The following is a 24,041-nucleotide window of genomic DNA, read 5'->3' as shown; positions in this document are numbered from 1 at the left end:
CGAAAGCAATTCTCCGGAGGAGGGAAGGGGGTGGAGCGGGGAGTGGCGGCGGAATTGTCTGCCGACCACCAAGAAGATGGAGGTTCCCATGGCAGACCGGGCATCCGCCATGATCCGGATCGGCGGCACGATTTCTCGCAATCTGATACCCGCGCTTCTCGAAGCTATCGAATGCGATGGCGGGAAAGCCGATTGGGAAGGGAATTCGATCGAGTTTTCCCATATTGCCGACGGGCATATCCTGGAGGTTTGTGCCTATGAACTGATCGGCGGTCAGTTCGAATGTGTCGAAGCCTTCTGCTGCAATCACGGCATCGCCTTCGTTCGGCGCTCGGACGCGTGTTCCGGCGCATTCGGACCCGAGCGCGCGGTTCATACGGGCGATCGGGCGCCCCGACACTACGAGGTAAATGACGCTGACCAGATCGTCCTCAATCAACGAGAGCTGAACGACCTTGGTTCGATCGCTGCGGCGAACGCCTGGTTTCAAGCGGGCGATTTCGCTCTGCCGCCCTTGTCCATCGGAACCCGCGAAAGCCCGTCCTTGTGCCGGGAGAATGGCGATGGCTGAACATTATCTCGAGGCAAGCTTCAGCTTCGCCTGCACAGATGCCGAGCTGGCGCTGCTCAAGGAGATATTCGGGGCGGCCAGCGACATGATGAGCGGTATCGTCGCACCGGCGCCAAGCCCGAAAATCCTCGAACTCTTTCCTCCTGAAGACGAAGATGATCTGTGGAGCGGCCTTGGCACGATATTCTGCGATGCGTATTTTCCCGATTTCGGTGCCCGTTTCGAGGCGGGAACTGCGTCGATCGACGGGGTCGGTCAGATCGCGCATATCTATGGCACGCCAACCTTCCAGCCCGACCCGGTCGCAACGGTCATCCATCGGTGCTGCGCCGAATCCCTTCTTCGCGCCGCTATCGGTTTCGAATGGTCGGAAAGCTGCTCCAAACCTCGCGAGGGCGAGTTTGGCGGCGGCTGGTGCGCCATCTTCGCGGATCGCATCGAGATGCATTCGACAAGCGAGGCCTTGTCGGCGGCGCTCGGGCAGTCCGCGCCGAGCGACCCGCCTCACCTGGAACGTGATGCCTGGACCGAGTATCCAGCCCACCCGCTCGCGGATTGGAAATACCAGATCGCGAACGACGACACACGCCTTGGCTATCGGGACTGGATTGCGGCGCGCGTGCTTGGCGAGCCGCACGATACTGCCGGGGACACCGACGCGACCTCGCCTGTCCCGGAGGCGCCCGGACTCTACCTGCATCTCTATCACGGCCGCAAGGATCCCGACGAAAATCTTGAAGACTGGGGGAGCGAAGGACCGGTGATCGGCCCGCTCGCCTATGTGCACACGACCTATATGTGCGACGTCAAGTTCGCGGCGGCTCCCGATGTCATGGACCGATTCTTCCCGGCGGTCATGGCCGAATGGTGCGCACGCGGATTGTCCAACGTCGCGGGTCCGCTCTGTGATTGGCGCCTGACCATCTTCGACGACTATGTCGAATATGACGGCATCTACTATGGCGACTGGACCGTGTTCGCCGCCACGCCCAGTGAGGTCGATGAGCGGTTCGCCAAGGTGGCGAAGGCGGCGTGATGGCGCACATCGTCAAAGGCTAGGCCCTCTGCCAGAAACCGGGCTGCACAATGTCCCGGCACCGCGATCCCATTCTCGAGGTTGTCTGCCCCAACTGCCACGCCGCGGTAGGTGTCGGCTGCCGCCGGCCGAGTGGGCATAGCGGGCCATTCGTCGAATTTCACACCTCGCGCGACATCCTCGCTGACCGCGAGGGCAAGTATGGACCGTGCCCGCTCGGGCTCTGCGGTCTCGGCTGCGTTTCGCCTCAACTGGGCCTGCCGCTGTTCGATTGAACCGCGGCGCCGCCAATCGGAGAGGTTTCCGCAATGCCCGAAATCATCCCCATCACCGTCTATCAGTTCGACGAACTGGACGAGCGCGCTAAGGACAAGGCGCGCGACTGGTATCGTCAGGGCGCCTTCGACCATGACTGGTACGACTTCGTCTTCAGCGACTTCGAGGCGATCTGCGACATCCTCGGTATCACGCTTCGCACCAACCCGGTTTCCCATGTCGGAGGCACAAAGCGCGAAGAGCCGCAGATATTCTTCACGGGCTTTGCCAGCCAGGGAGACGGCGCCAGCTTTGCCGGCAGCTACGCCTATCGGCCCAGATCATCGAAAGCCATCCGGGTCTACGCGCCGCAGGATGCCAGGCTTCACCAGATCGCCGATGCGCTTCGCTACATCCAGCGCCAGCATTTCTACCGGCTCAGCGCCGATATTCGCCACCGCGGTCGCTATTACCATGAATATTGCATGGACATCGCGGTCGAGCGCGAAGGGATCGCCTTCGGTTCCCCCGCGGAAGAAACCATCATCGAAGCACTGCGCGACCTTGCCCGCTGGCTCTATCGGCGCCTCGAAAGCGAATTCGAGTATCTGACGTCCGAGCAGGCCGTAGATGAGGCGATAACCGCCAACGGATACACCTTCGTGGAGAATGGCAAGCCGTTCGGCTGACCACGTCTTTCCTTGCCTCGCTGATGGGCGTCGATGGCAAGACGGTCACGTTCTGCACCGCCTGAGGGCTGCTCAAGGCGAACCGGCGCGGTACCGACCAAACGAGCGCGCACCACGCCATCTGACTGCCGGTCGGGAGGGAAGGGGGTGGGAACGGGGCGAGCCGGTCAGTGATTTCGGTCCGGCTCGACGTTCCACTCTTGCCGGAGATTTCCCATGACCAATCTTGTCCCCGCTGCCGACCGTCCGGTCGGCGGCGCCTATCGCGTCGATATCTCCCGCGGCCGCAACATCGGCCGCGTTTCGTCCGAATGGTTCTCGCGTCCCGACGACGAGCGCTTCCTCTCGCTGACCGATCTCTATGATGTCGTTCGCGCCCGCGCCGACCGGGCAACCGCGCGCGTCGTCGACAGCAAGGCGATCCGTGTCGAGGCGCGGAGCGATAGCCCCGAGCGACTCTCGCTGATGGTCCCCGACGAAGAGCGGCCCGTTGCGCCGACGAACTGGGCATTCGGACAGCTTTGCAGCCTCGTCGGCGCGCCCGCGTCCTATCTTCGCGAGCTTCCGGCTGCGCTTGCCGGCATCAATCTTCAGCACGGCCTCGTCGCGCACCGCGGCGAGCAGGTGAAACTGCTGCAGACCGACGACGGGCGGACCGAACTTCGCGCCGCGACCGGGCCCGAATATGGCCGTATCTGGGATTATGAGCTCGTGGAAGCGGTGATGAAGATCGCCGGCGACGGCATCGGGCAAACGCGGTGGAAGGTCCCCGGCGTGCTCGACTGGTCGAGCATGCACTATAATCCTTATGTCGACGTCACACGCGACACGACGACGCTTTATGCCTCCGACCGCGACGTCTTCATCTTCCTGGTCGATGACACGCACCCGATCGAGGCGGGCAAGCTACCCAATGGCGATCCCGATCTCTATTTCCGCGGCTTCTACTGCTGGAACTCCGAGGTCGGCGCGAAGACGCTCGGCATGGCGACCTTCTATCTGCGCGCCGTGTGCATGAACCGCAACCTCTGGGGCGTCGAGAATTTCGAGGAGGTGAAGATCCGCCACTCGAAATTCGCAGCCAACCGCTTCGCCCATGAAGCAGCGCCCGCGCTCGAGCATTTCGCGGACTCTTCGCCGATGCCATTCCTGAGCGGCATCAAGACCGCGCGCGAGCGCATCGTCGCCCGCAAGGATGAGGACCGCGAGACGTTCCTGCGCAAACGCGGCTTCTCGAAGGCCGAAACCGCAAAGATCGTCGCGACGGTGCTCAATGAAGAGGGCCGCCCGCCTGAGACGATCTATGATTTCGTGCAGGGCATCACGGCCTTTGCGCGCACCAGGACCAACCAGGACAGCCGGCTCGAAGTCGAGGGCAAGGCCCGCAAGCTTCTCGAAACCGCCCACTGACGTCCGAAGCCGCCGGTTCGTTCGATCCGGCGGCTTCCTTCCCATGGAGACCCGCCATGACCGATGCGCGCTACCGCTTGCTCGATACGATGCAGGACCTCATGTCCAACTATCTCCTCGACGAATGCCCCAACGATGTGACGTGGAAAGATTTTGACCCTGACATCGATGGGCTGCGTTCGAGCGTCGCGGACCTCATCGACAGGCATTGCCGAGGCGCGGTCTCAACCGCCGTCGTCGCTACCTACCTTGTCGATGTCGCATTTTTCAGCGGCGACGATTGCTTTGCGAGCGCAGTCTATACGATCGATGCTTCGACACCCGAGGGGGCGGAGCACCACGCGCTGTCGATGTCGCTCGACTGCATTTACAACGACCCGCGCATTCCGGACCTCTCGCGCGCCGCGACCGCGAGGCCGATGGACGATCCCGACGCGCCGATATGATTGTCGATCGGTCCCCACGATGGCGCGAACGGCGCTGTCGCTGGCTACCGAATGCGACGAATATCGGCCCAGGCTCCCTTTCCGTGGACGTCATCGACACGCGCCGACAGGCCTCATCCTTCGTGAAGGTCATCACTTCGCGAGATCAATGCCGGACGCCCGGCATGTCCCTTCTTGCTTTGGGAGCATGACCATTGCCGAAACGGTTCCGACGATGTTGAATCCATTCCAGCGAATTTGCGCCGTCGCATACGGTGAAGGCGACTTTGCCCACATCGAAAGCATCGAGGAGACCCACGATTTGGGCGATCCGCTCTTTGCCTTTCTCATGGCTGAGCTAGCATCGAGCGAGGGCTGTGATTGCCGGAAAGAAGCGCTGCGCCGCCTAGAAATGGCTGCAGCTGATATTCGCTGCGTTATCGACGCGATCGATCAAACGATTGTCATTTGATCGATCCAGCATGCCCAAGCGCCGTAGTTCGCCGAGTGCCGGCGCAGGCTCACATCAGCCGAACAGGATTATATCATGTCTGACATTGGCATCCGCGCCTTGGCGCAACTGCTCGCTCGTGCCCGTGCCGCCATCGAAACGCCGGCCGACCTCGATGACGCTGCCCGCGCCGCGGTGATCGAGGATATCGCTGCGTTCGAGGATTGCCTTGCGCGGGGATTGATTCCGTGGGGCTTCGACATCCACATCGGTTCAATCGATCATAAGCATGGCACCAACCATTATGCCGCGCTGACTCAGAAAGCCTTGATGGCGGAAGTCGCCGAATATTGCCGCGAGTGGTGGTCCGATATCGAAGATGGGCGCGATCCGGCGACGCTCGACGATCAAACGATCGCGGACATCTATTTCGATGATCATCCGAGCGAGAATCTCAAGACTGACCGCGTCCATATCGATCCGCTACTCGCCGACATGCAGACACTGGGCCCCGAAACCGGGCACTATTGCGTCATTGCCACGGCGCATCTGTCGACTGCGACGGCAGCCATGCTTGATGAATGGTGCGCGGCGGCAACCTCCGACCGGCCGATCAATGTTGCGAGTACCATATACGGATGGTTCGTTCCGGCGCGCGAGGTGGATGAGCCGGCGCAGGCCAAGCTACCGGCCGATCTTCTTGCCGCGATGAGATTTGCTCGTGCACATGGCTTCGACCATATCCTGTTCGACTGCGACGCTGGCAGCGTCGAGGCATTGCCGAAGCATGACTGGTGAAGCCGGTCCTTGGTATGTTTGGCGTAATTCCCATTAAGCCTGCGACCGCGCATCGAGCATTTCCAGCCGATCGGCGGCAAGCTCCGCGACATTGGCCTGGATCACATGGCCGCGATTGCGCAGGATTTCGCCGAGATCCCTGACCATCGTGATCAGATCGCCGGTCGCAAGCGGGCCATCGAGCGCGCGCAATAGATGGCGTTCTTCCTCGTCCAGTTCGCGCATCGTCATTCTCCGCGGGACGCAATTTTGGGCAGGCACGTAATCTAGCACATTCGGACGATCGTCGGCTGCGCAAATTCTCCTCTCGGCGATGAATTGCAGCGCCACGACGTGCACTGCACGAACCCGAGCCCGAGGGGCGCCCGCTCGCTTGCCTCCCGCTCGCCATCGATCGACAGATGTGGAACATCGCGGCTGCGGGCACTTGGGGTGCCTTCAATATCCCTGCGAAATGGGAGGAGAGAGGGAAGGACAGGGGCGGGCGCAATAGGCGTCCGGAGAAGGAACCTGTCCCATGTCATACGATATCGCGTTCCGCTTCCAGCAGGCGCTCGATCCTTCGGCACTCTCGACGCTGCCGGCCTGTCTCCACGCGCTGATCGCGGCGATCAAGGATTGCCGAAATGCCGGCAATCCCGACGAAACCGATCCCGCAGTACTGTTGCTCGCGCGGCATCTCGGTGCCGTTGCGGGCGCCACGGGCGGCGGCGACACCGCGCTTCGGCGCGCCTGCTTGGACCGCATCGCCGACATGCGCGGCAAATCCGCACTCGTGGTGCTGGCGCATAGGGGTGTCAGCTACGACGAGCAGGCAAAGAAGCTCTTCCATAGCGACGGCCGAAAGGCCCTGAAGCGGCTTGCCGAGGCCCTTTGCATGGAGGACGGCACCTATGATCTTCGATCGATCAAGGGCGGTATTGCCGTCAGCGGCGAGATCATCCTTCATACCGAGGAAATCTATGTCCAGCTCCGGCTTGGCATCGGATCCGGCCGTGAAGTGATGTTCCGCCGCGTCGCCGGGCGGAAGGATTATTGCGGCGACCGCAACCACTGGGCCGCGGTCGGCGAACTGCTCGAGCCTGACCGCCTCGCCGCGCGCATCCGGCGCGAACTGCACCTCGCCGAACCCGGAACGCCGCCGATGCGGCTGGTCGCTTGAGGAGAACGTCGATGAAAGTCATTGTCTCGCGTTCCCGCATCGCGGGGGCGCTGCCCCATTATGTCTATCGCGCGCTGGTTCCGGCCGAGGGTGTTGCGGTGGAGCGTATCGCGAGCGCCGGCACCGTTCACGCGCCCGGGGTCGCCGGTCGTATTGCTTGCATTCGGATCGCTCCGCTCATTGCGCCCGAGCGCTACCTCGCGATGCGCCCTGTCGAGCGGACGGCGCTTGCCTCGCGCGTCGGGGCAGTCGGACGCCGGATCGAGTGGCTGATCATTCGCACCTTCTTCCGGGAGATGACCGCGGACTCGTTACCGATCGTCTTCCAGCTCGATCCTGATCCGGGCGACGCCTGCGTCTGGGCCGACCTCGACGACCTAACCGGCATCTTTGATGCCGTCGAACCTGGGTTCGCAAGCCTCTCAGCTATCGACCTCGGTCTGCGTCAGCGCGACAGCCTCCGGGCTGCCTGATTGCCGTCATCGACGAGCCGCCCAAGGCGCCTGCCCTGGGCATAGTTACTTCACCCCAGCAGAAAGGGCCTGCGATGACGGTCATCGGACATAATGACATCCGGAAAGTCGAGAACTTCGACAGATATGAGATTCTCGCGCACCCGCTTCCCCATCGTGATAACCGCATTTTCTATCCGGCGGAACCCGATGGTTTTGGCGCCGTCACCTATGCCTCGCACGATGTGATGATTGCGAGGCCGACCGGGATCGGTAGCAAGGGCCGGCTCGCCATACTGATGCACCATGGCGGCGGTCGCCACGCTCTCGAATTCTACGAAAGCACCTTGCCCATCGCCTCGGCGCTGCTCGCGCTTCCGGAACGCGAGCAATATGCGCTCGCCTATACGATCTTCGAGCAAGCGGACGAATGCTCCGCCGGAGCGCGTGCCGCCGAGGCGCAACGATGGGCTGAGGCCTATGCTGAGGGCCGCATCCGGAAACGGCGTCGCGGGCGCGCGCGGCAAATCTATGTCGAAACCGCGGCCGAGAAGGCACTTCGCTCCGCCTGAAGCCTGAGCCGCCCGCACTCAATCGCTCGCGACCGATCGTCATCGGCCGGGAGGAAAGGAGGCGGGGACGTGCGGCGGCAATGAGGCTGCCGCGCAACCGGAGTATTCCCATGACGCTTCCCGCTCAAATCCGCCCTTCCGTCGGCGAGCAGCTTATCACTAAGGTGTCGCGCCTCTTCAACGGGACGATCACCGACGTTCTCAACGAGCTGTTCCAGAATGCCCGCCGTGCCGGTGCGCAGCGAATCGCCGTCGATCTCGGCGAGCATGAAGGCAATCCAGCCCTCTTTATTGCAGACGACGGCACCGGCATCGATGATCCCGCCGCCTTCGTGACGCTGGGCCGCTCTGACTGGAGCGACCAGATCGCACGGCGGGAAGACCCTGCCGGAATGGGTGTGTTCAGCCTCGCCGGCAAGCGCGTTACTGTGCGATCCTTCTCGAGAGCCGCCAATGCCGGATGGACGGTCACGTTTCCCAAGGACGGTTGGCAGGGCGAAAATCCCCTAACGGTCGAAGCCTACGAGGTCCGCAAAGGCACACAGCTCGTCATTGCCATGCCCGCCGAATGGTTGCCCAATCTCCAATCGCGGGTCGAAGCAGCGGCGAAGCATTTCCCGTTGCCCGTCGAATTTCAGGGCGCAGTCTTGCCGCGCGAGGATTTCCTCAAGGGCGCCTGCCGGATCGAAGAGTGGCATGGCTGCCGGATCGGAATCTTCAGCGATTCCTATGACATCGCGAGCGATCCGCGCATCAATTTTCATGGCATCAAGGTTCCCTGCCGCATGCCCGCCATCGGGGAAATCGACGCACGGCGGAAATGGACGGTCCGGATCGACATCGTCGACGCGCCCTCGCTCCAGCTCGTTTTGCCCGCGCGCAAGGAGATGGTCGAGAATGCCGCACTCGCCGATCTGCGGGTTGAAGTGCAGGCGGCCATTTTCCGGACCATCGCGCTCAAAGGCCAACATCGCCTGTCGTTCAAGGACTGGAAGCGCGCTACCGAGCTCGGCGTTGGCCTTCCCGAAGCCAGCCCGTGGCTCTGTGCATGGCGCCCGCGAACCGCGGACGGCAATGCCTACGTCGAGGACGAGCGCGTCGAAGCTGTCCCAATGATCCTGATCCCCAGGCACGAGGCCGATATCGAACAATGCGCGGCGAAGGTGTTGACCGAGGAGAAGCTCGGCTTCCGACCTGTCTTCGCTGAAGACAAATTTGCCGGCTATCGATGGTATGATGTGCTTCCGCGCGTCCCCCGCCTGTCCTTTGCGGTCGAACGGGAGGGCGAACTGTTCCACTATGCCGACGACGACCAGATGCTCGATCATGTTGAATCGGGCTGGGTGACTGCGATCACCCTTAATGTTCCGATAGTTCGCTGCGCCGGGCTCGATGAACCCGCCGCCACGCTTCGCCTTCCCGTCGATATGCTCGTCTGCGCGAACGCGAGCAGCCATATCGGCGAAGCACATGTTTTTGTCCGGGAGGGCGCAATCGTCACGCCGCAGGCGCTCGCGCAGCTGATCGAGGATGCGGTCTTCACTTATGACGAGGATTGCGATAGCGACAGCTGGGGCAGGCAGCATGACGATTTCATCCGCGATGCGCGTAACCTGGCGAACAAGCTCCTCCTCGGAAAGGACGAGGCGCTTCTGGAACAGATCCGATCGGCCTTCCGCGACGATGTCCAATGGCTGATCCCCGAGGGTCGAACACTCACCCTCAAGGCCGATGTCGCCAAGGTTCTAATCGATCTGGCAGCCGCTGATCCTGAAACCGAGCCCACCGCTGCATAGCATTCGGACCATGACAGGCTGGCGACCTTGCGTCCGCTTCTACCCTTACCCCCACAGCCGGAGTGATCCATGACCGCCCTGTCACCCCTTCGGACGCGGCTCGCCTCGTTCGACCACGCCTATGCCGTTGCGATTCAGCTCCGCGGCGCGACCGGTCGTGGTCAATTCATCGTGTGCACCGGCAAGCCGATTCAGCCATTTCGTGTCTCTCCGACATTGCCGCCGCTAGGTGAACATCTGCTGGTCTGGGTAGCCTGAAGCCGACATTCCCTGGGCACACATTTGGTGTAGGTGCCATTTATGTCGGGTCAACGACGTCACAAGAGGCATGTCGGTCCGTCAGATTCCTAAGCCAAGCGTCGAGACGTCGAGCTTCGATGGAATTTGGTCGGGAATGCGCCTTATTCTGTTGAAAAACTATCCACACGGCTTTGGGCGCCTCGACACAAGTAAAAATATTAGCACATTTCTAATTGCTACATAACTTTGGATCGCCAATTGGGTTCTTATTATATGTTTATTACGGAAGAGGCATGGATGAGGTGCGTCGTCCGAGTTTTTCAACAGAATACGCCTAATCGCGGTCATTCGAGAAATCAGCGGGCCTGCCCATAAGCTGTCGTTCGTTTACCCCCGCGAGGATGGCAGCTACGCGCCTGATGCCGGTCGTTTATCCGATTTGGACCATCGCTTTAAAGCTGCCATGACGACCGGCCAGCTAGGTCTGCCGAGTGACAAGTTGAGTTGGTAGCATTGCGGATCGGGGCCTGCTACCGTCCAGCGCTTGCATCAGTTTCTCCACCAGTAACGCGCCTGCGACTCCGGTCTGCTGGGCGATGGTCGTGATCGACGGAGTAAAATGCGCCGCGGGCGGAATGTCGTTGTAGCCGACGAGCGAATAGTCGCGCGGGGTCAAATGCCCCTCTTTGCTGAAAGCGCCGATAACCGCCATCGCTGCGGTATCGGAAAAGGCGAAGACTGCGTCGGGGCGGACGGTACAGGTTTTCAGATAGGCGTTGGCCTGGTCGTGAATCGCGGAAAAAGCCATGGACTCGATCGACAGAACATCGATCTCGACATCCGAATTTTTGCGGGCTGCTTCCTGCAGCCCTTCAAAGCGCAGGCGGATTTCCTCGTGCTGGCGGCTTCCGACGAACAGCCAGCGGCGGCGATCATGCAAAAGGAAGCGTTCACCGGCCAGGCGTCCTCCAAGGCTGTTATCGCTTCCGACCGCGCAGTAGGCGCTCGCTTCATTGACCGCTCCCCAGACCACCATGGGAATATCCTTGCGGGCGACCTTTTGCAGCAGCGCGTCGCGCGCGCCTTGGCCGAGCACGATGAAGCCGTCGGCACCGCGCGACTGGTAAAGATCGACAAAGCCGTCGATCGTGTCCAGCCCCGACGGCGATAGCAGCAGGTCGAGATCGCGGACCGACAGGGCCTCGGAAATCCCGGCGAGCAACTCGAAAATGAAAGGGTCGCCGATCGCGCCTTGCCGATGCGATCCGAAGTCGAGCACGACCGCGATCGCATTGGCGCGTTCGCGCCGCAATTTCTGGGCATGACGGTTGAGCGCATATCCTTGCTCGCGTGCGACCGCCAGCACACGCTCGCGTGTATCCGCGCTGACCAGCGGGCTTCCGCTCAACACCCGTGACACCGTCGGCTTTGAAACTTTTGCAATGCGCGCGACGTCGTCCATCGTCGGCCGGGTTGTGCGCGGCATCGTGGTCGTATCGCTGCTTTTTTGCGCCATTCTGCGTTCATATGGCAGCTGCAGGCCCTGCGCAATCGCCAATAGTCGCCATTATGAAACTTTGTATTGAAATGCATTTCATAAAAACCTATCAAATTGCGCGAACGGGCGATATGGTCCGTCATGGGGAGGATGATCGATGGCAATCTCGCGCAAATTTTTGACGTCGCTTTGCTGGGGCGTGGCACCGTTGGCACTCGCTGCCAATCCGTCGTCGGCCGCAGCGCAGGATGCGCCGCAAGCTGACTCGGCGGGCGGCGGGCTTGAAGAGATCATTGTTACCGCTCGCCGCTTCGAGGAGCGCGCGCAGCAGGTGCCGATCGCGATCACCGCGTTCAGTCAGGACGGCTTGCGCGAGAAGGGGGTCAACACCGGCACCGACCTTCAGAACTATACGCCGTCACTGTCGGTGCTCGGTGATGTCGCTCGCAACCAGGAAACCTATTCGATCCGCGGCATGGGGGGCAATGGGGGACCGGGGACCGGGAGCGGCCCGGGTGTCGTCGGCTATTTCGCCGAAGTGCCGACGAGCGTCAGCGGACCGGGCAGCTTCTACGATCTTGCTTCGCTGCAGGTGCTGAAGGGACCGCAGGGGACGTTGTTCGGCCGCAACACGACGGGCGGCGCGGTGCTGCTCGAACCAGCGCGCCCGAAGATGGGCGTGGTCGAAGGCTATGCTGATTTGACGCTTGGCAATTATAATCGCCGCAGCGGGCAGGGCGCGCTCAACATTCCGCTGGTCGATGACGTGCTGGCGATTCGCGTCGCCGGGCAGTTCGACAAGCGCGATGGCTATGTCCGCGATGCCGTCACGGGTTTCGACTATCTCAACCGCAACAACTACAGCCTGCGCTTCGGGCTGCAGTTCAACCCGACCGACACGATCCGCAGCTATACTGCGGTCAGCTATGTCGATGTGAAGGAGCATGGCGGCGGCAGCATCCTGCTCGCGGTCAATCCGGCACGTCCCTACGCGGCCCTGCTGCAGCCCTACCTGCTGGCGCAGCAGGCGCGAGGTGTGCGCGAGACGGCGCTCAGCGTCCCGACCCGCGAAGTCGCGAAGGCTTTTCTTGCGCTCAACAATACGGAGTTCGATCTTTCGGACACGCTCACACTGAAGAATATCTTCAGCTATGCCCGCACCCGCTCGACGAGCGCGACCGATCGCGATTCGACGCCGTTGCCGATCGCCGATCTGCTCGGCGCCTACCCCGGCAGCTATAACAACAATCTCCGCACGATTACCGAAGAGCTCCAACTGCGTTACGACGATGGCACCTTGCGCATCCAGGCCGGCGGCTTTTTCCTCGACCAGAAGACACCGTCGCCGCTGACCTTCCAGACCGTCAACCCGATGCAGCAACTCGGCCTGCTCGGCGGCGGACCGCTGATCCTGCCGCCCGCGCTGCAGGCCGCGCTCGGCTTGCCGACGCCGCTCGCGCCGGCGCTCAGCCTGCAACCCACCGCGCATGTCGACGGGCGGAGCAAGGCGGTCTATGCGCAGATGCAATATAAGCTGACCCCCGATCTTACCGCCACGGCCGGCTTTCGCTGGACTTGGGATCGTTTCGGCGGCGACATCCAAGCCTATCAGGATCCGCAAAGCTATCAGATATTCAACCAGCTTGCCACGCTCGGGGTGATCACTCCGGCGCAAGCGGCGCAGGTGGTCGGCCTGAATGCCAATCTTTGCGTATACGACGCGTTCAAGGCGGTGGCGGCGGGCGGCTTCCCGACGCTCTATTATCCGAACTGCACAACACCGACGTTCAAGGGCAAGAGCGACGGGCCGACCTGGCAGCTCGGTCTCGACTGGCAGGCAAACCCCGATACATTGCTTTATGCCGTGTCGCGGCGCGGCTACAAGTCGGGTGCCAGCAACCCGATCGTATCGCTGTTCCTCGGCGAGGAGCATCCGCTGTTCGCGGTCCGCCCCGAGCAGGTGACCGATCTCGAACTCGGCGTGAAGAAGGATTGGAACCTCGGCGGCGACGCGCGGGCGCGCACGAACATATCCGCCTTCTATACCTGGTACAACGACATCCAGGTGATCCAGCGCGCATCGATCGCGGGCTCCGACATATTGACCAACGCCAAGAAGGCGCGGGTCATGGGGCTCGAGTTCGAAGGACAGCTCGTGCCGGTGCGCGGTCTGACATTCAGCGCGGTCTATTCCTACAATTCGGCAAAATATCTCGAATATGACTCGATCGCGATCCCGGCGATCCCACAGGCGTTGACCGCGGCGCAGCCGAGCCGCGACCTGTCGGGTACCCCCTTCTCCTTCGTGCCGAAGCACAAGTTCAGTCTCAACGGACGGATCGACCTGCCGTCGGTCGAGGGCGTGGGCGAAATGGCGTTCAACGCCAACTGGACCTACCAGTCGAGCCAGCGGGTGACCCCGGAGGCACAGCCTTTCGACACGATCGCGGGCTATGGCCTCGTCAACCTGCGCTTCGAGTGGAACAACATGTTCGGTGCGCCCATCGACGCCGCGATCTATGGCACCAACATCTTCGACAAGGAATATCGCGTCACCGCGAACCCGGGCTATAATAATTCGGGTTTCATCAACTCGATCTACGGAGAGCCGGCGCAATATGGCGTGCAGCTTCGCTATCGTTTCTGAGCGCACGGCGATGACGCGATCTGCTTTCCCCTTCTTCCTAGCGCTGGCGATCGGCCTTTCGGGGCCGGCGCAGGCTGGGCAGGCAGTCGCCTCCGCCTCTGCGCCGGGCGTCTTCGTTCCCGACGCCGCGCAGGCGGCGCTTGTCGCCAAGGCGCGCCGCGCGGGGGCGACCGACATCACGACGCGTCCGGCTCCGGACGGCGGGATGATTGTGAACGGCAAGCTCGACGGGCGTATCTTCGTGCTCGCCATTCCGGCGAACTGGAACCGCGAGGTCGTGCTGATCGGGCAGGGGTATGCGACACCCGATTCGACCCCGAAGGTGCCCGAAGATCCGACCGCGCCGTCCGAAAGCGGCGGCGTCCTGCGGCATATTTATGGCGAGGGCCTCGCGGTCGGCGTCGCGGCGTTCGACAAATCGGGAATTGCGACCGAAAGCGGCGCCAAGAACGCGATGCGGTTACACGCGCTGACAACGCGGCTCGGTGCGAAGCGGCATTATGCCGTCGGCGGATCGATGGGCGGCAGCATCGTTCTGGCGCTGATAGAGCTCTATCCGAAGGCGTTCGCGGGCGCGGTATCGATGTGCGGCGTGACCGAGGGCTGGCGGCCGCTCGTCCAGCAACTCGCCGACACGCGCGGCGCTTATGATCTTCTGACCGAAGGAACGCCCTATGCGCTTCCCGGTGCGCATGATCTGACGCGTTCGGGATTGCCGACTGAGCCGCCTGCGGGCGACCCGAACTCCGGGGATGCCTTTCGCGCGCAGCAGAAGATGCGCATCCTGATGCCGATCTTCGCGCTGTTCCAGGCGGCCAAGGCGAGGCCTGACGGGCGCGAGGCGCGGATCATTCGGCAGGTCGCGGCAGTGGGCGGCTTCGCGCCCGACCCGGCGGCGATCGGCGCGCCCGTTTATGCGGCGGTTCTCGGTATGGACGATATCGTCGCGACGATGGGCGGTTTGCCGATCGGCAACGGCTCAAAGACCTATGCGCCCCCGGAAATGAGCGCGGAGGAGACAGCCGATTTCAATCGGCGCATGCAGCGTTACAACGCCGCTCCGCACGCCATTGCCTATGCGCGGCAATGGCACGAACCAACCGGAAAATTTCGCGTTCCGCTGGTCACCGTGCACCAGACGATCGACTCGCTGGTACCCTTTTCCCAGTCGGAAGGATTGGGGCGGATCGTCGCTGCGGCAGGTAATGGCGCACGAATAGCGCAATATGCCGTGCCGCCTACGAAGATGCCGCTGCCCGGGGGCTTCGACGGCTATACCCACTGTGGCTTTTCACCCAAGCAGAACGCCGATGCCTTCGATGCGATGCGCGCATGGGTACGCACCGGCCGCCGTCCGGGACCGGAGGCGGTAAAGTGACCGAAGACCGGCTCGCACTCGATCGTCGGCACATGCTTGGCCTGGGCGCTGCTGCTATCGCGACGGTGGCGAGCGGCCGAGTGAGCGCGGCGTCGAAACCCGCGAAGCCATTCCTGTGGGGAGCTGCGACTGCCGGACATCAGGTTGAGGGCAACAATGTCAATGCCGACATCTGGCTGCTCGAACAAGTCGATCCGACGGTGTTTGCCGAACCGTCGGGCGACGCGTGCGACAGCCTGCACCGTTGGCGCGAGGACGTCGCGATCGTGAAGGCGCTGGGGCTCAACGCATATCGCTTCTCCGTCGAATGGTCGCGGATCGAGCCCGCACCGGGACAGTTCAGCCAGGCCTATCTCGATCATTACGCGCGCATCGTCGATCGTTGCCGCGAACAGGGCCTCGCGCCGGTCGTCACCTTCAACCATTTCACCACGCCACGCTGGTTCGCGGCGGCGGGAGGGTGGGAGAATAGCGATGCACCCGATTTGTTCGCTCGCTATTGCGACAAGGTCGCGCGTGCGATGGCGGCGGGGATGAGCCACGCATTGACCTTCAACGAACCCAATCTGGCGCTGGGCGGGCGCTGGTCGGCGAGCCCGCCGCCGCCTGCCTTCATGGATCGCATCGCCGCCTGCGTCGCGGCGGCGGCGAAGGCGAGCGGTTCCGACCGTTTCTCGTTACTCAACACGGGCGATCCGGCGCCGATGATCCCGGGCGTCACTGCCGCGCATGTCAAGGGCCGCGAAGCGATCCGCGCGGCGCGCGGCGACCTTCCGATCGGATTGAGCCTTGCCATTCCCGACAATGTCGCGGTCGTGGAAAACAGTGCGATCGAGCGCAAGCGCGCAGACGTCTACGGTCCCTTCTTCGCGGTGATGGACAAGGATGACTTCGTCGGCGTGCAGACTTATGGCCGTGCCTATGTCGGGGCCGAACGCGACGTCGAAATCCCCGCCGACGTACCGCGCCGGCCGGGCGGCGGCGAATGGTATCCTGCAGCGGTCGGCAATGTCGTGCGCTACGCGCATGAGGCGACCGGCTTGCCGGTAATGGTGACCGAAAACGGCATCGACGCCGCCGACGACGCGGAGCGCGAGCGCTTCATCCCGGAAGCGATCGCCTCGGTCGAGGCGGCGCGCAAGGATGGGGTGCCGGTGCTTGGCTATATTCACTGGTCGCTACTCGACAATTTCGAGTGGTTCTCGGGATACGGCCCGAAATTCGGTCTCGTGGCCGTCGATCGTCAGACCTTCAAACGCACGGTCAAGCCCAGTGCGAAGCGGCTCGGCGCGATCGCGCGCGCTGGCGGAACCGGCGCCCGTTGAGAGCCGCTGCGTCTTTTCTGTGGGGCACCGCGACGGCAGGGCATCAGGTCGAGGGCAGCAATGTCGCCGCTGACATTTGGCTGCTCGAGCAAGTGCGCGAAACCCGCTTCGCCGTGCCGTCGGGGGATGCGTGCGACAGCTTGAACCGCTGGCAGGAGGACATTGCGATCGTGAAGGCGCTGGGGCTCAACGCCTATCGCTTTTCGGTCGAATGGTCGCGGATCGAGCCCGCGCGTGGTCAGTTCAGCCGCGCCTGGCTCGACCATTATGCGCGCGTCGCCGCGGCTTGCTGCGATGCCGGACTTGCCCCCGTCGTGACGCTCAGCCATTTCACGTCGCCGCGCTGGTTCGCGGCGGCGGGGGGCTGGAGCGACGCGGAGGCGCCTTCACGGTTCGCACATTTCGCCGACATGGTCGGGCGCCGGCTCGCGGGACTGGCTCGGCACGTGGTGACGTTCAACGAACCCAATCTGCCGTTGATGGGGCGCTGGGCGCCGACGCCGCTTGCCGATCCGGTGCGCGAAGGACTGGACGCTATGCTCGCGGCGGCGGCGCGCACGACCGGGTCGGAACGGTTCGACGTCTGGGTCTACTCGCGCGGCGACGACGCCGACCTCGAACGGCTGCTTGCCGGACACCGTAACGCCCGCGCGGCATGGAAAGCGAACGATCCCGCCGCGCTTGTCGGATTGAGCCTCGCGCTGCCCGACGCGCAGGGTGACGATAACGCGATTGCTGCCTATCGCCGCCATGCCGAGGACCCTTTCCTCGCTGCGGCGCGCGAGGATGATTTCATCGGCGTCCAGACCTATGGGCGGCTGCGCTTCGGACGCGATGCGGTCCTGTCGCCGCCCGCCGGTGCAGAGCTTACCCAGAGCGGAGACGAATTTTATCCGCAGGCCCTCGGTGCCAGCGTCCGTCATGCGCACGCCCGGACCGGGCGGCCCGTGTTCGTGACCGAAAACGGGATCGCCGCCGCCGATGACGCGCAGCGCTGCCGCTATCTGCCCGCTGCCATCGACGCGCTCGATGCGGCGCGAAAGGAAGGCGTGCCCGTGCTCGGCTATATCCACTGGTCGCTGCTTGACAATTTCGAATGGCGGCGCGGGTACGCCCAGCATTTCGGGCTGGTCGCCGTCGATCGCGGAAATTTTCGCCGCACGCCGAAACCGAGCGCGCGTCTCTATGCCGATCTGGTGAGGGCAAGATCATGATACGACCCTGGCTGACGCTTCTTCTGGGTCTGGCGCTGGCGCCCGCCGCGTCGGCGCAACTCGTCAAGGCGCCGTGGCCATCCTTCCTGTCCGCCGAGGCGCGCGCGGGGCTGGAGGCGAACGACGCACGACCGCCAGAACCCGCGACGATCGAGGGGCGCCGCGCCCGCGCCGATGCGATCCAGCAGGAGATCGGCGCGCCGCGGCTCGCGCGCTACGGCGTGACCATGAAGGACGACGTGATCGCGGGTGTCCCCGTGCGTTTTTTCACGCCGGCGAAGGGCGCTGCCAAGGATCCGGTTCTCCTCAACTTGCACGGCGGCGGATTCCTCGTCGATGCGGGGTCCATCAGCGAGAATGCAGCGGTGGCGGCGCTCACCGGCTATCGCGTGGTCGCGGTGCGCTATCGTCTCGCGCCCGAAAACGGCTTTCCCGCCGGGGTCGAGGATGCGGTCGCCGTTTATCGCGCGTTATTGAAGGAGCATGATCCGAAAGCGATAGGCGTTTACGGCACATCGGCGGGCGCGATCCTGTCGGCCGAACTCGTCGCGCGATTGCGCGCCGACAAGCTGCCGCAGCCCGCCGCGCTCGGCTTTTTCTCGGGCGCTGCCGATCTGTCGGCGGTCGGCGACAGCGCGGGGCTATTCGCCGACGCGTCCGGCGTCGATGCGCTCGCGCGCCTCTATGCAGGAGAGCGGACGACGCATGATCCGCTCGTCTCGCCGCAACGCGGGGACCTCGCCGGCTGGCCGGCGACGCTCTGCCTCGCGAGCACGCGCGATTTCCTCCTCAGCGGCACCGCCGACTTCTGCCGCGCGCTCGACGGGGCGGGCTCGCCCGCGAAGCTCATCGTGTTCGACGGACTACCGCACGCCTTCTGGGCTTATATCGACGCGCCCGAAACCGATGCGGCCTTCGCCGTGATGGCGCGGTTTTTCATCGCAAGTCTGGGAGCGGAAAAATGAGAAAGATACTGATCCTCGCCGCGCTTCTGGCGGCTTCACCCGCTGCGTCGCAGACTTCGGTTCCGGCGTTCAATCTCCCGGCGTCGAACCAGCTCAGCGAGGAGGCGCGGCAGGTCCTCGAACGCATGAAGCAGGCTACGGCGCCCGCCGAGATCGTCGGCGACGTCGCTCGGCAGCGCGCCTTCTATGGTCGCTACAATGATGACAGGCTCGCCGAGATGCGTCGCCATTTCCGTACCCGCGAATGGCGTACGACAATGAACGGCGTCACAGTCGATGTCGTCGAGCCGGCGAGCGGCGTGGCGGGGAGCCAAAAAGGCCGCGTTCTCATCAATGTTCACGGCGGAGCGTTCATGTGGGGATCGGGCAGCGGGGCGCTGGTCGAGGCGATCCCGATCGCCGCGACGATGGGGATCAGGGTGGTGACGGTTGATTATCGTCTGTCGCCCGAACATCGTTACCCCGCCGCTTCCGAAGACGTGACCGCCGTCTACAAGGCGTTGCTGGGGCAATATCCGGCCGCCAACATCGGCATCTACGGCTGTTCGGCGGGCGGGGTCATCACGGCGCAGGCGACGGCGTGGATTCGCCGTGAAAAACTGTCGCGCCCGGGGGCCATAGGCACCTTCTGCGGGACCGGCGCGCCCTATTCGGGCGACAGTCCTTACCTGGCGGGTCCGATCACCGGCGGCGCGGTGCTCGCGGCGCCGGCGCTCCCCGACGTCCTGCCGCTCCCCTATATGCAGGACGCGGCGCCCGGCGATGCCACCGCCTATCCGCTGGTGTCCGACGCGGAGGTGAAGGCGATGCCGCCGACGCTGCTGCTCGCGGGCGGTCGCGATTTCGCCGCGAGCGCGCTGACGCTCGCGCATCGTCGTCTTGCGGCGGCGGGCGTGGAAAGCGAGCTCCATCTGTTCGACGGGCTACCGCACGCCTTCTTCGTCTGGCCGGATATGCCTGAGTCCACCGAGGCCTACGGGCTCATCGCCTCCTTCTTCGATCGGCATCTGGGACGGCGCGCGCGCTGATGCGAACACGCACAATCATAACCCTCGCTCTGACCTATGCGCTGCTCGGCTTGATGATGAACAGCGTCGGCATCGTCATTCTCCAGTCGATCGCCCATTTCGGCGCGACCAAGCTGATGGGGTCGACGCTCGAGGCGTGCAAGGACCTGTCAGTCGTCGCCGCCTCTCTCCTTCTTGTCGCTGCGGTGCCGGCATTCGGTTATCGCTGGTCGCTGGTCGCTGTGCTCGTGCTGATGGCGACCGCCTGCCTGCTGGCGTCGTTCGCGACGAATTTCATTGCGATGCAGGCGCTATTCGTGCTCACTGGCCTGTCGTTCGGGATTACCAAGATTGCAACCTATTCAACCATCGGGCTGATAGCGCGCAATCCCGCCGACCATGCAAGCATCACCGGACTCGTCGAAGGGGTGTTCATGGGTGGCGTCCTCGCTGGCGCGTGGATTTTCGGCTGGTTCATCGACGCGGGCGATTGGCTGCGCGTCTATTGGCTGCTTGCCGCGCTGTGCGTCGTGACGTCGTGCGCCTGGCTCGGCATCCGGCTCGATGAAGCTCCTGTGCCGGTCGCGAAGCGGAGTGCCTCTGTTGCAGCGGGATGGAAAGACATGCTTGCCCTCGCGGTCTTGCCCGCCACCGTCGCCGTGCTCGCTACGCTGTTTCTTTATGTCCTGATCGAACAGGGTGTGGGAACCTGGCTTCCAACCTTCAACCGCGAAATCCTTCATCTGCCCGCGACGACCAGCGTCCAGATGTCGAGCATCTTCGTCGCAGCGCTCGCGCTCGGGCGCTTGCTTTCGGGGCTCGTACTGCGCCGCGTCGCATGGCTGCCGGTGCTTCTCGCCTGCCTCGCCGCGCTCGCGCTGCTGGTCGTCGCTGCGCTGCCATTGGCTGAAGGCGTGCGACCGCGCGCCGATACGGGATGGGCGAATGCACCATTCGCCGCCTATCTTTTCCCGCTGATCGGCCTGTTTCTCGCGCCTATCTATCCGACGGTCTGTTCGGTCGCGCTCAGTGCGCTGCCGCAACACAGGCACGCCGCAATGATCGGGCTGATTGTCATCTTCTCGGCCCTCGGCGGCACGATTGGCTCGTTCGTCGTCGGATTGCTGTTCCAGTCGCTCCCGGGTGCGGCGGCCTTCTATTTTCTGCTGGTACCCATAGCGCTCGTGGCGCTTGCGCTATCGCTTGTGCGTCGCCGGATCGCGGGGGTTACGGCATGATGGTTACAGACACACCCGCCCAATTGTTCGGTCCGCTGTTCGCTGCGGTGCAGGAGACGGGGCTTTTTCCAGATTCCAAGACATTCGCCGATGCGCGTCCGCTGCGCGCGCCCGCGGCGATCCTTGCCGACTGGCAAAGACAGCGACCGGGAACGAGCGAAGGCCTCCGGCACTTCGTGTTCGCCAACTTCGATATTCCGCAAGATTTGCCGACGCCTTCACCCGATGGTCTTGAGCTTGCAGCGCATATCTCGGCGCTTTGGCCGCTCCTGACCCGCGAGTCCGCCAATCCCGCGCCCGGATCTTCGGAACTATGGCTGCCTCACAGCTACGTCGTTCCCGGCGGCCGTTTTCGCGAGCTGTATTACTGGGACAGCTATTTCACGATGCTCGGCTTGGCACGATCGGGCCGTTACGATCTTATCGAGAATATGATCGGCGATTTCGGCAGCCTGCTCGACCGGATCGGCCATATTCCGAACGGTACGCGCAGCTATTACACGACCCGGTCGCACCCGCCCTTTTTTCACCTCATGGCTGCACTATCGCGCGATGATAGCGTCGAAGGCCGCCGTCGTCGATTGGACTGGATGCGCAAGGAACATCGCTTCTGGATGGCGGGCGCCGAGGATCTCGCGCCGGGAGGCGAAGGGCGACGTGTCGTGAGGCTGGACGACGGGGCGCTGCTCAATCGATATTGGGATGACAGCGACAGGCCACGCGACGAAAGCTGGCGCGAGGATGTTGCGCTTGCGGACGAAGCTCCTGCGCGCAATCGGGGTGAGCTTTGGCGCGACATTCGCGCCGCGGCGGAGAGTGGATGGGACTTCAGTTCGCGCTGGTTTGCCGACCCGCGCGCGCTCACGAGCATTCGCACCACCCGGCTAGTTCCAGTCGATCTCAACGCCCTGCTTTTCGGTCTTGAGCAGGCTATTTCGAAAGCCGCATCCGGTCTTGGCGAGAATGACCTGTCGTATGATTTTGCTGCGCGCGCCGAGCGTCGCGGACGGGCGGTCGCGGCGCATTTATGGAATCCACTAGGCGGTCATTATGCGGACTTCGATCTCGACAGCGGCCGCGTGTCGGATCGATTGACCGCTGCCGCCGCCTTTCCGCTCTTTGCCGGTATTGCATCCGCCGCGCAGGGACGCAGCACGGCCGTCGCGCTCGAACGATTGCTCCGCCCGGGCGGATTGATGACGACGTTAAGTGAAAACGGACAGCAATGGGATGCTCCCAATGGCTGGGCCCCGCTGCAATGGATCGCGATTATCGGTCTGCGCCGCTATGACGAAATGACGCTCGCCGACGAGATCGCAGAGCGCTGGCTCGCGATGGTCCGAGCCCATTATGAGGCGAGCGGCCAGCTTCTCGAAAAATATGACGTCGTCGCCTGCGCTGCAGGATCGGGCGGCGAATATGCGACCGAGACGGGTTTTGGATGGACCAACGGCGTGACGATCGAACTGCTTGCAACGCGCCGAGGTGGCGCATCCGATATAGAGGCGATAACGACAGGAGGCGTGAATGGATAGCAAGAGTAGAGGCGGATATTTTGCCCGGCTGATTCCGGTGCTTCTCGTGCTGGCCACTCCGGCCGCGCTATCCGCCGAGGAGCTTCAGCCCGCGGCTCTCACCACCGCGCAATCGGTCCTGGCGGCGGACGCTCGCAAGCTTGGCGCAACGGATATCGCTACCTTTGCTGCACCCGATGGCGGCTTCATCCTTGCGGGCAAGCTGGCGGGCGACCAGTTCTCGGTGGCTATTCCCGCGAAGTGGAATCGCGAGGCGCTTCTCTATGTCCACGGCTATTCCACTCCGGGAACGCCCGTCGCGGTCGCGGTCGACCCGCTCGCCAAGGGAACGGGCGCGAGCGGCGTGCTGCTCGAAGCCTATCGCGACGGATATGCTGCCGGCCACAGCGCCTATGACAAGCCCGGAATGGGGGTTCAGACCGCCACCGAAAACACGCTGCGCCTGCGGGACTTTCTCGCGAAACTCGGCGCGAAACGATTTCTGGTCGCGGGCACGTCGATGGGCGGCAACATCACCCTGTCGCTGATCGAACAATATCCGAAAGCCTTTGCCGGTGCACTGTCGTCCTGCGGGGTCACCGACGGATGGGAAAGCCTGTTCGGCCAGCTCATCGACATGCGCGCCGCCTATAATCTGCTCACCGAAGGCACGCCCTATGCGCTGCCCGGTGAGCAGGACCTGACCCGTTCGGCCTTGCCGATGGACCCGCCTGCGGGTGAGGCGGCAACCAGCGAGGCGTTTCGCTGGGGCCGGATCGGCCAGATCGCGATGCCCGTGCTGGCGCTCGCGCAGGCAGCGCAGGCCAATCCGGCGGGGCGCGAGGCGCGCATCATGAAGCAGGTGGCCTCGATCGGCGGGTTCGAGCCTGAACCGGCGTCGATCGCCTTTCCGCTGGTCACCGCGACGCTCGGCATGGATGACCTCAACCAGACGCTCGGCGGCAATATCTATGGCAATATGGGCAAGGTCTATGCGAGCCCCGAAATGACGCCGGAGGAAGCCTCGGCCTTCAACGCAAAGGTCCAGCGCATTGTCGCGGACCCGCGCGCGGTCGCCAATGCGCGCCACTGGCATCAGGCAACAGGGCGCTTTCGCGTCCCGTTGGTGACGATCCACAATCGCATCGACTCGCTCGTCCCTTATGCACAATCGGAAGCACTGGGCCGTATCGTCAAGGCCGCGGGCAATGAAAAGCGGCTCGTCCAATATACGGTGCCGGGCACGAAGGCGCCGCTGCCGGTCGGCGGAGTCGAAGGCTACACACATTGCGGCTTCAGTCCCGAGCAGTCGGCCGCGGCTTGGGAAGCGCTGCGAGGCTGGGTCGAGACCGGCACGCGTCCTGCCGTAGATGCCGTAAAATAGCTCGGGGGCGTAAT

Annotated in this window: 24 protein-coding genes; 22 read left to right on the top strand and 2 right to left on the bottom strand. The window is 63.4% G+C overall.

Annotated elements, in window-relative coordinates; translation table 11 throughout:
- Positions 1–88: 88 nt before the first annotated feature.
- From RIA72_RS11205 to RIA72_RS11175, 8 genes are all read left to right on the top strand, one after another.
- Positions 89–571 (top strand): hypothetical protein, encoded by a 483-nt coding sequence (locus tag RIA72_RS11205; RefSeq protein WP_054588746.1) that lies wholly within the window; start codon positions 89–91, stop codon positions 569–571.
- Positions 564–1,607 carry a hypothetical protein gene (locus RIA72_RS11200; RefSeq protein ID WP_054588745.1) on the top strand — a complete coding sequence of 348 codons (1,044 nt, stop codon included), beginning with the start codon at positions 564–566 and terminating at the stop codon, positions 1,605–1,607. The genes RIA72_RS11205 and RIA72_RS11200 overlap by 8 nt, the downstream gene beginning before the upstream one ends.
- Before the next feature lie 50 nt (positions 1,608–1,657).
- Positions 1,658–1,882 (top strand): zinc finger domain-containing protein, encoded by a 225-nt coding sequence (locus tag RIA72_RS17485; protein ID WP_420496811.1) that lies wholly within the window; start codon positions 1,658–1,660, stop codon positions 1,880–1,882.
- A 33-nt stretch (positions 1,883–1,915) separates the two neighbouring features.
- Entirely contained in the window at positions 1,916–2,551 is a 636-nt protein-coding gene (locus RIA72_RS11195; RefSeq protein WP_054588744.1) for a DUF8835 domain-containing pootine, read from the top strand.
- Positions 2,552–2,767: 216 nt separating this feature from the next.
- Positions 2,768–3,961: a DUF932 domain-containing protein gene (locus RIA72_RS11190; protein ID WP_215353423.1), complete on the top strand. Its 1,194-nt coding sequence runs from the start codon at positions 2,768–2,770 to the stop codon at positions 3,959–3,961.
- A 56-nt stretch (positions 3,962–4,017) separates the two neighbouring features.
- Positions 4,018–4,407 carry a hypothetical protein gene (locus tag RIA72_RS11185; protein ID WP_350032147.1) on the top strand — a complete coding sequence of 130 codons (390 nt, stop codon included), beginning with the start codon at positions 4,018–4,020 and terminating at the stop codon, positions 4,405–4,407.
- 187 nt (positions 4,408–4,594) lie between these two features.
- On the top strand, positions 4,595–4,858 hold the full coding sequence (locus tag RIA72_RS11180; protein ID WP_058804208.1) for a hypothetical protein: 264 nt from the start codon (positions 4,595–4,597) through the stop codon (positions 4,856–4,858).
- Between the two features lie 99 nt (positions 4,859–4,957).
- The gene (locus RIA72_RS11175) at positions 4,958–5,635 is read left to right on the top strand and encodes a DUF5983 family protein (RefSeq protein ID WP_246553349.1); all 678 of its coding nucleotides are present in this window, start codon (positions 4,958–4,960) and stop codon (positions 5,633–5,635) included.
- Positions 5,636–5,668: 33 nt separating this feature from the next.
- Here the strand turns inward: RIA72_RS11175 and RIA72_RS11170 are convergent, their stop codons facing one another.
- Positions 5,669–5,860 (bottom strand): hypothetical protein, encoded by a 192-nt coding sequence (locus tag RIA72_RS11170; RefSeq protein ID WP_054588741.1) that lies wholly within the window; start codon positions 5,858–5,860, stop codon positions 5,669–5,671.
- A 292-nt stretch (positions 5,861–6,152) separates the two neighbouring features.
- Between RIA72_RS11170 and RIA72_RS11165 the strand changes: the two genes are divergently transcribed.
- The 5 genes from RIA72_RS11165 to RIA72_RS11145 all read left to right on the top strand — a co-directional run bounded on the left by RIA72_RS11165 (position 6,153) and on the right by RIA72_RS11145 (position 9,875).
- Positions 6,153–6,797 (top strand): hypothetical protein, encoded by a 645-nt coding sequence (locus RIA72_RS11165; RefSeq protein ID WP_054588740.1) that lies wholly within the window; start codon positions 6,153–6,155, stop codon positions 6,795–6,797.
- An 11-nt stretch (positions 6,798–6,808) separates the two neighbouring features.
- Positions 6,809–7,270: a hypothetical protein gene (locus RIA72_RS11160; RefSeq protein WP_054588739.1), complete on the top strand. Its 462-nt coding sequence runs from the start codon at positions 6,809–6,811 to the stop codon at positions 7,268–7,270.
- A 74-nt stretch (positions 7,271–7,344) separates the two neighbouring features.
- Positions 7,345–7,821 carry a hypothetical protein gene (locus RIA72_RS11155; protein WP_054588738.1) on the top strand — a complete coding sequence of 159 codons (477 nt, stop codon included), beginning with the start codon at positions 7,345–7,347 and terminating at the stop codon, positions 7,819–7,821.
- A gap of 110 nt (positions 7,822–7,931) precedes the next feature.
- Positions 7,932–9,617 (top strand): ATP-binding protein, encoded by a 1,686-nt coding sequence (locus tag RIA72_RS11150; protein ID WP_294027798.1) that lies wholly within the window; start codon positions 7,932–7,934, stop codon positions 9,615–9,617.
- A 69-nt stretch (positions 9,618–9,686) separates the two neighbouring features.
- Positions 9,687–9,875: a hypothetical protein gene (locus RIA72_RS11145; RefSeq protein WP_082665232.1), complete on the top strand. Its 189-nt coding sequence runs from the start codon at positions 9,687–9,689 to the stop codon at positions 9,873–9,875.
- A 460-nt stretch (positions 9,876–10,335) separates the two neighbouring features.
- On the opposite strand, the gene RIA72_RS11140 is transcribed toward RIA72_RS11145, so the two are convergent.
- Positions 10,336–11,373, bottom strand: coding sequence for a LacI family DNA-binding transcriptional regulator (locus tag RIA72_RS11140; protein ID WP_235588039.1), 1,038 nt, complete (start codon positions 11,371–11,373; stop codon positions 10,336–10,338).
- Between the two features lie 139 nt (positions 11,374–11,512).
- Here RIA72_RS11140 and RIA72_RS11135 point away from each other — a divergent pair, with 139 nt between their 5' ends.
- Genes RIA72_RS11135 through RIA72_RS11095 form a run of 9 tightly spaced genes read left to right on the top strand, consistent with a single transcriptional unit; the run spans position 11,513 to position 24,027 of the window.
- Entirely contained in the window at positions 11,513–14,002 is a 2,490-nt protein-coding gene (locus RIA72_RS11135; protein WP_082665233.1) for a TonB-dependent receptor, read from the top strand.
- Positions 14,003–14,012: 10 nt separating this feature from the next.
- Complete coding sequence (locus RIA72_RS11130) at positions 14,013–15,380, top strand: alpha/beta fold hydrolase (protein ID WP_149037677.1); 1,368 nt, start codon at positions 14,013–14,015, stop codon at positions 15,378–15,380.
- Entirely contained in the window at positions 15,377–16,705 is a 1,329-nt protein-coding gene (locus RIA72_RS11125) for a glycoside hydrolase family 1 protein (protein WP_234715579.1), read from the top strand. Before RIA72_RS11130 ends, RIA72_RS11125 begins: the two co-directional genes overlap by 4 nt.
- On the top strand, positions 16,702–17,919 hold the full coding sequence (locus RIA72_RS11120; RefSeq protein ID WP_201022964.1) for a glycoside hydrolase family 1 protein: 1,218 nt from the start codon (positions 16,702–16,704) through the stop codon (positions 17,917–17,919). Before RIA72_RS11125 ends, RIA72_RS11120 begins: the two co-directional genes overlap by 4 nt.
- Positions 17,916–18,884 (top strand): alpha/beta hydrolase, encoded by a 969-nt coding sequence (locus tag RIA72_RS11115; RefSeq protein ID WP_054588735.1) that lies wholly within the window; start codon positions 17,916–17,918, stop codon positions 18,882–18,884. The genes RIA72_RS11120 and RIA72_RS11115 overlap by 4 nt, the downstream gene beginning before the upstream one ends.
- Positions 18,881–19,912 carry an alpha/beta hydrolase gene (locus RIA72_RS11110; protein WP_054588734.1) on the top strand — a complete coding sequence of 344 codons (1,032 nt, stop codon included), beginning with the start codon at positions 18,881–18,883 and terminating at the stop codon, positions 19,910–19,912. The genes RIA72_RS11115 and RIA72_RS11110 overlap by 4 nt, the downstream gene beginning before the upstream one ends.
- Positions 19,912–21,129 carry an MFS transporter gene (locus RIA72_RS11105; RefSeq protein ID WP_234715578.1) on the top strand — a complete coding sequence of 406 codons (1,218 nt, stop codon included), beginning with the start codon at positions 19,912–19,914 and terminating at the stop codon, positions 21,127–21,129. Before RIA72_RS11110 ends, RIA72_RS11105 begins: the two co-directional genes overlap by 1 nt.
- A complete protein-coding gene (gene treA / locus RIA72_RS11100) occupies positions 21,126–22,664 on the top strand; it encodes an alpha,alpha-trehalase TreA (protein ID WP_054588732.1) in 1,539 nt (512 codons plus the stop codon). The genes RIA72_RS11105 and treA overlap by 4 nt, the downstream gene beginning before the upstream one ends.
- Entirely contained in the window at positions 22,657–24,027 is a 1,371-nt protein-coding gene (locus tag RIA72_RS11095) for an alpha/beta hydrolase (RefSeq protein ID WP_054588731.1), read from the top strand. The genes treA and RIA72_RS11095 overlap by 8 nt, the downstream gene beginning before the upstream one ends.
- Positions 24,028–24,041 lie beyond the last annotated feature (14 nt).

Origin of the sequence: Sphingopyxis sp. (assembly GCF_040216815.1) — a bacterium.
Taxonomy (GTDB): Bacteria; Pseudomonadota; Alphaproteobacteria; order Sphingomonadales; family Sphingomonadaceae; genus Sphingopyxis.
The sequence above is the reverse complement of the archived record's forward strand: the minus strand, read 5'-3'. Positions and strand labels throughout refer to the sequence as shown.